This is a genomic window from Paenibacillus sp. TY11 (assembly GCF_059772165.1).
On sequence record NZ_JCBAIQ010000035.1, the window covers coordinates 23,546 to 35,212 of the forward strand.

Here is an 11,667-nt window from a genome sequence, read left to right on the forward strand (position 1 = left end):
TCAGCTCCAGGGAAGTGATGACTTGATTTGGTTAATATCCTTCTGAACCGTGCTCAGATGCTCTTTCCAGTCTGGATACAGTTCTCCTGTTGAGGTTTGATTGCTGCGCTTCAATGCCTTTTCCAGCTCTATTACCTTTGCCAGCAACTCAGGCGCGCACAGGTTCCCCGTTCCTCCCTTAAGCGAGTGGATTAATCGAAGAGCAGAAGATAACTGCCCATTGTCCATTTTTCTCACAACTCTTTTATCGAGATACTGGTATTCCTGTATCCATTTGTAAAGGGCAAATTGAAAAATATACACCTTGCCATCCATACCTGCTATCGACTGCTCAGCGTGAATACCATGTAAATCTTGCAGCCACGCTAAATTAATCCAGCTAGTTAACACTCTAGCAGCGGTCAGTTCATGGACAGGCTTGAGCAACACGGCATTAATACCGGCACGAAGACAAACTTCCTGTTCATGCTGCACAGCATCAGCGGTAAAAGCGATAATGGGAAGCCTGTTAAAAGCTTTGTTTCTCCGAATATGTCTGGCCGTCTCAAAACCATCCATCTCTGGCATATGCAGATCAAGCAGCACCATATCCCAGTAACGCAGTTCCAGTAACGCCATTAGTTCTCTTCCGTTCGTGACCATCGTTACCTCAAAGTTACGCTCTGCTAAAAACTCGGTAATCACCACCTGGTTAATTTCGTTATCCTCTGCTATGAGAATTTGATACTTCTGTGTTGTATCCCCCATCTCATTGCGGGAACTCATCGTCGCATGAGTCTCCAGAGTATTACCATCTGCAGGCACTGACTGTTCCTTCTTCCAGCAGAGAACCTCCAGCAGAGCGTTCCGGGTAACGGGCTTGGACAAAAAGGCATCTACCCTATGATCCATGTCCCCAGTAGCTATTGCTTCCATCTGAAACACGGTTGTAAGTCCAATGACCTGAGTTATCTGCCTATCCAGCATTTGAAGCCATTGCCTCCGTGGTTCCAGTTCTCTAAAACCTTCCATCCCCATATCAATCATAATAAAATCAAAATGCTCACCCTTTTGAAAAGCATCCACACTTTCTTGAAAGGATGAAATAGTGAATGTTTTTAGCCCCAAATCTTGCAGTAGTTCGTTCAAACTGTACCTCACCAGTTCATGCTGCGCAACAATTAAGGCTTTGCCGTCTATTTGTTTTTCTATTCGTGTGCTTCCCGCATTCAATTCCCCGGTATCCAACTCGACATTAAAGTAAAATTGACTGTACTCTCCTAATCGGCTTTTCACCTCTACATTCCCGCCCATAGCTTCAGCCAAATGCTTGCTAATGGCCAACCCCAGCCCGGAGCCCCCATATCTACGGCTGGTTGATGTACTCGCCTGGGTAAAAGGAATGAATAGCTTGTCCATACACGTCTCGGAAATTCCTATGCCCGTATCTTCTACCATAAAAGAAACACCTACCCGTCCGTCCTGCTGACTTAGCATTTTTACCTGTAACAATACATGTCCCTGATCCGTAAACTTGATGGCGTTGGTCAGAAGATTTAAAAGCACCTGCTCCATTCGAAGCGGGTCTCCCTTGAACCTTTTCGGTAATGCCGGGTCCGTTATAAATACGACCTCTATTTCCTTATTTTCCAGCAAAGTTCCAACGGTATCTGCGAGATGCCGAAGCATTTTTTCCGGCTCGAATTCTATCTTTTCCAGTTCCAAACTGCCGGCTTCCATTTTGGAAAAATCCAACACGTTACTGAGCATGGATGAAAGGGTACGCGAGGAGGCAAGAAGCTTGTGGAGGTAATCTCTTTGAACGGCAGTCAGTTCAGTCTTATTCAATAGCTTTGACAGACCGATAATTCCATTCAGCGGGGTGCGGATTTCGTGACTCATATGAGCCAAAAAAATGCTTTTCGCATGGTTAGCCTCGTCCATCTCCTTTCTCTTCTGCTCAGAGACTTTATACTCCGTAATATCCAACACGTGACCGATAACATGCCTGGTAATCCCGTCCTCCCTAACCGGATGTAAGGTAATGAGAGCCGAATATTCCCAAAACTCCAATTCAAATACGGTCCGATCACCGAACCAGGCCTGTTTGTAGTATTGACTAAGCTGCTCCATCGTTTCAGAGGAAAGCTCCAAAATGTCCCCGAGACGCTTCACATGCTCCCTTTTATTGTAGTTGACTTGCATATTCAGACCCACGCGCTCCAGCACTTCACCTTCAAGCAGTCTATAATAAAATTCATCACCACTTTTCTCCAGCCTAAAAGTAAAACCTGGTTGAACCCGAAGTAAATTCAGCAGATCACGGTCTTTGTTTAACAAACGTTGTCCATATGTATACTTAGCGGTGGTTAAAGCGTGCACAAACAGAGTCATGAACATTAGACCAATCCCTAGCTCCAGCACGCAGGTCAGCAGTGTTTTATCGCTTATGCCAAAATATAAGAATAGAATTCCTACCACTCCATAAAAAACAACTGTGATCGCCTGACGAACAAGCTGACGCTGAAAAATCAAAACTAACAATAATATCAAGATAGCACATAGCACTAATTCTCGAACCAAGTGTTCGCCCCCTTATAATCTTCCGTGTTTTGTGAGATATATCGAAAATATAAAAAAACTCAGGACAGATTCCTTATGCCATAAGGCTTAAAGAACTGTCCCGAGCATTCATTGTACTATAGATTCCATAGGGTTCAAGCTCGTTTTAATATTTGAAACGACGGATCATCACCTTCAAATCAGCAGCCATCGTTGAAAGCAACTGTGCAGAAGCTGATATTTCCTCCATAGAAGCCAGCTGCTCTTGTGAGGAGGCGGCGACTTCCTCAGATGTGGCGGCATTACCGGTTGCAATCGTCGCCAGCTCGTTGGCTGTCGCTGCAATCTCTTGTACACTGGCTGATATTTGCTGTGCAATCGCAGCGACCTCCTCTACCTGAGGCGTTGTCTCTCGAATGCCTTCCATCGCATGACCCAGCTTGACAATGGTTGCTTTGGAAATCTGCAGTCCATCCTGCACCTCAGTCGTAACCCTGTCCATCGTCTTCACTGTTGTTTCGGTTTCATGCTGAATTTCGGCAATCAAGGTGGCAATCTGTGTGGCGGATGTCTGAGACTGCTCTGCCAGCTTACGCACCTCATCAGCAACGACGGCAAATCCTTTTCCATGATCACCCGCTCTGGCTGCCTCAATAGCTGCATTTAAGGCCAGCAGGTTTGTCTGATTGGAGATATCGCCGATAACCTTCGTAATTTCACCGATTTCATGAGAGCGGGCTTGCAAGGTTTGAATCATATGGTTGGAACGCTCTACTGATTGATGAATGGAATTCATTTGCTCGCCTGTCTGCTCAACAGACTTTCGTCCTTCCTCGGCTTGCAAGGCAGATCGTTTGGCCAAATCGGCTACCGAAATCGAGCGTTCAGCGATTTGGGTGATTCCTTGTGCAATTTCATCCAGTGCCACCGAATTATTTTCCAGCCCTGTAGTCTGCTTCTCTGCACCACTGGCAATTTCTTGCACAGCCTGGGACACCTGCTCACTTGCAGCACTGGTTTGTTCCGCGCTTATTGTCAGTTCATTCGAAGAAATTGCGACATGATCTGCACTGTTCCCTACGTTCTGAATGACAGATCGCAAGTTATTCTGCATATTTTGAAAAGCCACTCCTAATTCTCCGATCTCGTCCTCGCTCTTTACTTGAATGTCCTGTGTCAGATCTCCGGCGCTCACATTTACCGCTTGTTCTTTTAACTTTAAAATCGGTTTGATGATGGAACGGATCAGGAAATAAACGATGATAATACCAATCACAAGACAACCGACGATGGTTAGTAAAGTGCTGATCAAAATCGGTCCTGCTGCTTCATCGACTTCAGACAAATACAGCGTTCCGCCTATCTTCCAGCCAGTCAGCTTGTTAGTCGCATAGTTCATATATTTGGGCTGGCCTTCATACTCATACTCGTATTCACCAGTATCGCTCTGAAACATGCGTGATTCAATATCTGTAATTTTGGTGCCTGCTTCCTTCGTCGGATGAACAATGTAAGTATGGTTGCTGTCCAGCAATATGGCATAACCCTCATGACCTACTTTAATATTGTTCAGCGTCTCTTTAATACCACTAATTTTCAGGTCAATGCCAATAACACCCGATCCATCTGACGTTGCCCTAGACACCGTAACCGTCATTTGCTTCGAGCTTGCCGAAAGATAGGGAGAACTAATCGCTGTCTTTGTTTGCTCCTTTATCGCTTTATCGTACCAAGGTCTGACTCGTGGATCATAATTATCCGGTAGTTGCTTCTTTGGATAGGTTGTAAATTTACCGTCCTTCGTACCATAAGAGATGGATTCTGCTTCAGGATGGAGTGCAGCATATTGCTTAAAAAACTCTTCCAGTTTTGCCGCTTGTTCCTCCGTCTCTACCCGATTGCCTTTTAGTCTTTCCGCAAAATATTCTGCGTCATGCACTTTGGGTTCAATGGTACTATCAATAATAAAATTAGTACGGATGATGGCCTGCTCGGCACTTTCTTCAATCTGGTTTCGAATCTGCTGACTGGCGCTCACAAACGACAAAGCCCCCACGATCATGGACGGTATAATCAGAAATGCAATAAAGGCGACCATTAGCTTCGTTTTAAAATTCTTGCTGAGCATCCTTGCGACTAGCCACTTTTTTCCCGAAAACTTCTTCATTAATGAACATCTCCATTTCCTAATCTGGATTTCCTACCCTATGTTGAACCTCTTCGTCTTGCCGATGATGACAATTACCCGACAGACTCTCTTTCACATTTTTCACATCTGCTGCTAAAACGCTTGGACATAAAAGATATAAACACGCTAGTTAAATAGGTATATGTACTTATTTTTGAAGACGGCAAGGCTGATCGGAACCGGTTCTTTGATATAATATACCTAAAAAATATTAAAAAAAATGCGTAGCACATGTTAAGAAAATATTAGTTTCATCTCACTATACCTACCTATTAACATGAAAATAATCCCCTTGAAGGTAGCAAACATAGGGTCATTTTCGAAAATCACCATATGCTTGCTACTCCCAAGGGGATTAGGTTCGATCGCTTTTATTCAGTTCAATCCAACAGCGCCTTCAGATCGTCAAGCCTAGTAACAGGTGCCTGACAGGCAAAATGTTCACACACATATACGGCTGGTTTGCCATCCACAAGATCGTAATCACGGATATAAGGAACCGTATCTGCAATCTCCGACTGTCCTTCATCCTTCAAAATAACGACCGTATTCGGCCTGAATCCAGCTCGAACCGCCTGAATGAACTGTACGGTCTGCGGATCATCCCTATGACCCACAATCACAATCTCCTTCGTCCTTCCCGTCGCATACAACAACGAACTGAGCAGCGCCGAGTAGCCTGACGGGTAATGAGCAACCATGCCGCCAAAAGCCTTAAACTGCTTGGCTGCATAGTCCTCCAATCCGGATTCACCCGTTAGCCGTGCAAGCCGAACAAAATTATGGGCCGCAATGCTGTTACCCGACGGAATGGCTCCGTCATAAATTTCTTTGGGTTTGGCAATCAACTGCTCGCTATCTGACCCATAAAAGAATAATCCGTCCCGTTCTTCATCCCAGAACAGGTCGATCATATCCTGATTAAGCGTCTGCGCCCGTTGCAGATATTGTACATCGAAGGTCGCTTGGTACAATTCGATCAGGCCCCACACATAAAAAGCATAATCATCTACATAGCCGGGATAAGCTGACTCGCCGTCCCGATAACGTGCCAGCAGCCGTCCGTCCTCCCGTCTCAAATGATTCCACAAGAACGTCTCAGCCTTCTGAGCCTGCTCTGTATATCTGGTATCTCCAAAAGCTTGCCCCGCCTTCGCCAAAGCAGCAATCATCAACCCGTTCCACGAGGTCAAAATCTTGTCATCCTTGTGAGGGTGAACCCGCTGCTCTCTGGCAGCAAACAGCTTGGCGCGTAGCTCACTGACCTTCTGCTCCAGTTCCTGTTCAGACAAATCATGCTTCATCCCGTAGGCTTCCAGATTGATATCAATCAGGTTCGGAATGTTATGTCCTTCAAAATTCCCGTAAGGTGTAATCCCGTACAAATCGTTGAAAAAGGCGGCATCCTCATCGCCTAGTACAGCCCTTACCTCGGAATCGTCCCAGACGTAGAATCTCCCCTCTTCTCCTTCGGAATCCGCATCCTCCGCCGAATAAAAGGCACCACCTGCATCCGTCATGTCTCTTGCGATATATGTAAAGATTTGTTCTGTAATCCGTCGGTACAGTTCCTTGCCTGTCACCTGCCAAGCCTCTGTATATGCGATGGCCAACAGAGCATTGTCATACAGCATTTTTTCAAAATGCGGCACCAACCATTTCTCGTCCACGGAGTATCGTGAGAACCCCATGCCTATATGGTCGTAGATTCCGCCCCGGGACATCGCATCCAGCGTCTTCTCTGCCATTTCCAGTGCCTGTTGATTCCCCGTATGCTGTGCATATCGCAGCAGAAAAGACAGGTTATGCGGAGAAGGAAACTTAGGAGCTTCCCCGAAGCCGCCATATTCCTTATCGAAGGTGTGGCTGTATTGATGGAAAGCTTTATTCAAGCTCTGTTCATCCAGTTCACCGCGATAACCCGCAAGCAAGTCCTGCCGCTCATGCTCGGTGAGCACCTGCTCACTCAGCTCCACTAGCTCTTCGGGCTGTTCTTTCCACCGGGTTCCGACCTTGTCCAGCAGCTCCAACAATCCGACACGGCCAAACTTCTGCTCCTTGGGCAAATACGTCCCCGCAAAAAAAGGCTTCTGATCCGGCGCCATCAAAATCGTCAGCGGCCAGCCTCCATGTCCAGTCATCGTCTGACAGATGGACATATAAATATGATCCACATCCGGACGTTCCTCCCGATCCACCTTAATGGATACATAATCCCGGTTTAATATCTCTGCAACCTCTTCATCCTCGAACGACTCTCTCTCCATTACATGGCACCAATGACAAGTGGAATAGCCGATGGAGAGGAAAATAGGCTTGTTATCACGCTTAGCAATTTCAAAAGCCTCATCTGACCAAGGGAACCAATTTACCGGATTGTGAGCATGTTGTAGCAAATACGGTGACTTTTCCTTGGCTAATCTATTGGGTTTGCTGCTAGTTGTCATGCGACATCACCTCTTCCATGGTTGGATTTGATGCTTGGTATTATTTTACCCTAAATGAGTGGTAAAAGTCGGAAGGGATGAAAAAAATAATATCAGATTAGAATTAATACATTGTTAAAAAGTATCAAGTACATCAGGCTTGTTTTTTATTTCGGGTGTAGTTAACGTTCTCTTCTTTAAAAGGAACTCAGCAAACCTGAAATGCATAGATGTAATATGTATTCAACTTTAAAATCTACATATCAGTTCATTTTTAGTCATAATATCTGGAAACTGTTTAAATTTCATTAATTCGTATCTGCAATTTTTCTATAAGTGCTGTTACTTGTTCAATGAGCTTTACTTTGTTATTCTCCAAAAATCCGAAGACTGAATTTACAATTTGATATTTCCGAAGCTGATCAAGACTATTCACAGAAACTTTCTTTAACTCAGGGATTCACCGTCTGGATCTAAAAACAAATTAAAATAGAAATATCAAGAACTATAATGTGAGTGCTCATGTCATGCATAATATTTTGGGGTCTCGATTGAGTTCTTCTGCTTTTCGTCCACATAGACAAAAGGATTATAATCCAAAATATATTTACAAAATATAGGATTTATTCTACTATTATTTCAAACAAAAGTCTTTTGTAATTTGAGTGTTTACAAAAATAATTTTAGGAGGAATTCGACATTATAAAGAATATCCTAATAGTGTCATTGTCAACTGCATTAATTTTATCTTTGTCTGCAGCGCCTTTTGGATATAACGGTTACATAACAAATGCGAAGCAATCGGTATTTGCAACTCCAACCAGTAGTCCTATGGATTTTTCACCTATAAATTCTGTGCATCATAGAGGGAAAAGTGCTTTTAAATACCCCTTCACTCTTTCTCCTCAAAACGGTAAAAAATTGAATATCTATGTTAAAAATAATGGTTCTTCGGCAGTTATTCTTAATGTAAAAGTCAATGATCAAGACTTCGGAGATTCAACTATTCCTGCGGGTGGTCAAAAAACTAGGAAATTCGAACAATTAGTTGGTACTGGCTTATCAGGTAACTATGAAGTATATGTATACAACAATGATGGCTCTCTCTACGACCTTAACATAAATGCTAGACAATTCTAAGGTACAGAGGTGCGAAATCGGCAACTGATCCCCTTAACTTCAAAATGATTGAAGACAAAACCGTCCTACAGTTTGATCGAGTATTCTGTTCATTTGGTCTATCCCCGTATAGAAATTCAAAACTTATTCCTCCTCATGGTTCGAGGGTGAAATAAGTTTTGAATTAAATGCATTCATCCAGATGAACAGTAATTCTTACAATTCAACTTCTTCCAATAAGCGGAAGACCATTTTTTTTCAGATTCATCTAAAATTCTAAATCCAGATATTTCATCTTCCTCTTTTCAGAGTTTCGAGAAATTGTTATATGTATTATTGATATTTTTTCTAGCTTGATCTAAAATGCTATTTAAAGCTCGTATGTATACTTGTCTCCATTGCTTAATGTTAATTGTTCAAATTCATAAGTAACTTTTCATGAAATCATCCCTCTATACTTTATAATTAACAAAACAAGCCATATTGCATTTTCAATTCTCCCAGCAAGGATAAAATTTGGGGTTGATACACCATATCCAGGCCGCACACCGACTCATCCAGCACGATCAACTGGGGTTTTAACGCAATCGCCCTAGCGATATTGACACGCTGAGGCTGGCCGCCGCTAAACTGATGACTCTCAACCGAATCTATCAATAAATGGTTTATTCAGATCATAAGTAGGTATGAAAAAGCACTGATGGATATTCTCCATCAGTGCTTTTTACTGAAGTCGTTACCTTATTAGCGTTTAGCATTATACTCATTAGAATTTATATCAAATATCTCCAGAGCTTTCAGTAAGGCGTATTCACTTGTTCTGGCCCCTTCTTTTGAAAAATGCGCATCCGGAAACGCGGGAGACATATGATGGTACCCGGGATAGACATGTAATTCCACTAAGACACCATCAAAGACCAGTTGTTTTGCAAAAAGTAAGGCTTCATCAATGAATAAATCAATGGTACCTATATTTATATAAGTCGGCGGTAACCCGGCCAGTGACTTAGCACGGGCCGGCACATAATACTCACTTACCTCCTCCTGACCCGGTTCATCCCCTAATACAGATTTCCAGCCAAAATAATTACTTTGTTTTGTCCAAATAAACTCTCCTGCGTATGGATGCTCTGGTGCGGTACTTGTGCGATCGTCTAGCATTGGCCTCATTAATCTTAGATGATGGATTTCGAATTCCTTCTGATCACGAATGTACAAGGCTAGGCCAGCCGCCAATCCGCCGCCAGCGCTGCTGCCCCCTACGGCAACCTTTTGAGTATCTATCCCTAACTCTTCCGCATGTTCAATACACCATTTTAGGCCCGAATAACAATCCTGTAACTGACTTGGCTGTACATGTTCTGGTGCTAGGCGATAGTACACAGATACACAACAAAAACCATGTTGTGCAGCAAGAGATGCATTAGCAGGACGATCCACAACTGGACTTCCTAAGACCATCCCGCCTCCGTGTATCGAATAATATAGAGGCATCTTATGATGCTTTGATTGTGAGGGCTTAATGATTTCTATTTGAATATCTGGACCCCTAAAATAACTTGGTACAACCTTTTTTTCTAATGTAATAGGGAACATCTGCGTTACATCTATTTGTTGCATCATTTGAGATTGATGTTTACGTGCTTCCATTAGTGTAGATTCGGTAAGATCGGTTGTTGGTATTAAATCAACTGCACTGATAATTTCTGGATCAATCAGATGTCTACTTCTACTTTTTTACTCCCCCATAGTAATCGTTTCCTCACTTTCTTGTTTTAAAGGCAATTAATCAATACATATTTCCCTTCAATTGTTGCTGTCGTTTATATTCATATTTTAAAGATTAAAATAAGCTTTATAAATGAAAACAACGATTTAGAATCATTTTTGACATAAAACAATAATGAAAAAATGAAGTACAGCCTTTGAAATAGAATGAGTCTGTTGGATCATCGAGGGAGGGTGAGCGGAATTTTGGAGTCAAGAACCGTATGAAAAAAGTTCAAAAAAGAAAATGAAATGCCATAAAAGTATTTCGGAAGCTGGATGTGGGAGGTAATGCGAACACACATCAAACCTTTTGCCAAATAAAAAAGACGTGATCGGATTGGTCGTTCACAGCGATCATCCGGTCACGCCCTAAGCTCACCACGTTATGAGGCCAAAATTAAATTCATTGACGCAGATAGAGTACCACGCCACTTTGCAAACTAGGTATTTTTATGTGAATAAACAATTTTCTTAATGGTTTCGGTAGAGAGGAAAAACTCTTTAGCTAATTGCTCGATACTGCTGCTATTTTGAAAAGCATTTCTGATTGCGGCATTTCGCTGTTCAAGCAACCTTCTCCCGCCACTCAAACTGCCCCAATCCATATATTCCGTTTTAGGCTTAGGAATATACAGAGTCTCTCCTTGAACATATTTTTGAATTTCCATAATTAGTTTTTGAGGTAAAACTTTTGTAGCATTCGTATATCTCAATTTTGCTCGCCCCTTATTTTGATTCTTTAAAATAAGGTGCAAAGCCAAAAATATTAAAAAGCTTGTTCAGCGTTAAAAATTGTTTCGCCCCATACAAAGTAACGCTTTCCTAATAATTGGCTTTGCATGAGTGTAAGAAGTCACAGACAATCCCAATAGATTCTCCATCAGTAGGCACCCCCTTTTACTTCGCAAGTATAGCATAACTTCTGCTCACCTGGGACCAGCTAAATGATATCAGTACAATCAAACCATTAAAATTGAGCTGATATATAACTGATCTTCATTCGTTTATGAGGTGTTGCCGGGACTTTTGTTTGCCCGACTCTTGTTATTCGCAAGCCAATGTTTTATATTGACATAAGAGTAGGTCAAAAATAAAAGAGGTGAACGGACGAGATGTCTCCACGTACGAAGGAACAAAACGAAGAGATCCGGCTGCGGCGTCTGGCGCAAATTCGGAAAGCAGCTGCAGATGTGTTTTTGAATAAAGGACCTTTACTGGAAATCCGCGATGTGGCCGTGCAGGCGGGACTCGGCTATGGCACGGTATACCATTATTACAGCAATAAGGGCAATTTGCTCCACGATCTGCTATGGGACGCGTTGGAGCGGGCCGGGGGATGGCTGGAGGCCCCGCGCGCTTCGGCTTCAGGGGAGGTGCCGGCGGGCGGGCATTTCGGCTTGGCTGCGGCGGACACCGAGAACTCGGCTGCCGCAGAGCTTGGCCCAGTCGCCGCCGCCGGCATTCGGCTGCTGCAGCTTTGGGCGGAGGACCACGCCCTATACCTGCTGCATAAGCTGGCCGGTGAGGGCTTTGCCTCGCTGCCTGAAGCGCGCTCGGCCCCGCTCTCGGCCGCCTTTCGCCGGGAGGTGCTCGCGCCGCTTGCCTCGCTGCTGGAAACCAGCC

Annotated in this window: 7 protein-coding genes and 1 pseudogene; 2 read left to right on the top strand and 6 right to left on the bottom strand. The window is 43.5% G+C overall.

Annotation, left to right across the window (positions count from 1 at the left end; all coding sequences use genetic code 11):
- The 3 genes from AC6EJC_RS25200 to AC6EJC_RS25210 all read right to left on the bottom strand — a co-directional run bounded on the left by AC6EJC_RS25200 (position 1) and on the right by AC6EJC_RS25210 (position 7,176).
- A complete protein-coding gene (locus tag AC6EJC_RS25200) occupies positions 1 to 2,562 on the bottom strand; it encodes a response regulator (RefSeq protein WP_444956284.1) in 2,562 nt (853 codons plus the stop codon).
- A gap of 145 nt (positions 2,563 to 2,707) precedes the next feature.
- Positions 2,708 to 4,708 (bottom strand): methyl-accepting chemotaxis protein, encoded by a 2,001-nt coding sequence (locus AC6EJC_RS25205; RefSeq protein ID WP_444956285.1) that lies wholly within the window; start codon positions 4,706 to 4,708, stop codon positions 2,708 to 2,710.
- A gap of 401 nt (positions 4,709 to 5,109) precedes the next feature.
- Complete coding sequence (locus AC6EJC_RS25210; RefSeq protein ID WP_444956286.1) at positions 5,110 to 7,176, bottom strand: thioredoxin domain-containing protein; 2,067 nt, start codon at positions 7,174 to 7,176, stop codon at positions 5,110 to 5,112.
- A 699-nt stretch (positions 7,177 to 7,875) separates the two neighbouring features.
- Between AC6EJC_RS25210 and AC6EJC_RS25215 the strand changes: the two genes are divergently transcribed.
- Entirely contained in the window at positions 7,876 to 8,295 is a 420-nt protein-coding gene (locus AC6EJC_RS25215) for a hypothetical protein (protein ID WP_444956287.1), read from the top strand.
- A gap of 453 nt (positions 8,296 to 8,748) precedes the next feature.
- Here AC6EJC_RS25215 and AC6EJC_RS25220 read toward each other — a convergent pair.
- From AC6EJC_RS25220 to AC6EJC_RS25230, 3 genes and pseudogenes are all read right to left on the bottom strand, one after another.
- Positions 8,749 to 8,910: pseudogene (locus AC6EJC_RS25220) on the bottom strand (ATP-binding cassette domain-containing protein); the annotation flags it as partial.
- Positions 8,911 to 9,018: 108 nt separating this feature from the next.
- Positions 9,019 to 9,924 carry an alpha/beta hydrolase fold domain-containing protein gene (locus AC6EJC_RS25225; RefSeq protein ID WP_444956288.1) on the bottom strand — a complete coding sequence of 302 codons (906 nt, stop codon included), beginning with the start codon at positions 9,922 to 9,924 and terminating at the stop codon, positions 9,019 to 9,021.
- Between the two features lie 560 nt (positions 9,925 to 10,484).
- Positions 10,485 to 10,757, bottom strand: a complete 273-nt coding sequence (locus AC6EJC_RS25230; protein ID WP_076161227.1) for a CD3324 family protein — start codon at positions 10,755 to 10,757, stop codon at positions 10,485 to 10,487.
- Between the two features lie 399 nt (positions 10,758 to 11,156).
- On the opposite strand from AC6EJC_RS25230, the gene AC6EJC_RS25235 reads away from it, so the two are divergent.
- A partial coding sequence (locus tag AC6EJC_RS25235; RefSeq protein ID WP_444956289.1) for a TetR/AcrR family transcriptional regulator occupies positions 11,157 to 11,667 on the top strand: 511 nt, incomplete at its 3' end.

What these genes read in the sequence shown, in the direction of transcription:
- AC6EJC_RS25205 (WP_444956285.1), bottom strand. Translation starts at nt 4,708, where the DNA reads ATGAAGAAGTTTTCGGGAAAAAAGTGGCTAGTCGCAAGGATGCTCAGC.
- AC6EJC_RS25210 (WP_444956286.1), bottom strand. Translation starts at nt 7,176, where the DNA reads ATGACAACTAGCAGCAAACCCAATAGATTAGCCAAGGAAAAGTCACCG.
- AC6EJC_RS25225 (WP_444956288.1), bottom strand. Translation starts at nt 9,924, where the DNA reads ATGGAAGCACGTAAACATCAATCTCAAATGATGCAACAAATAGATGTA.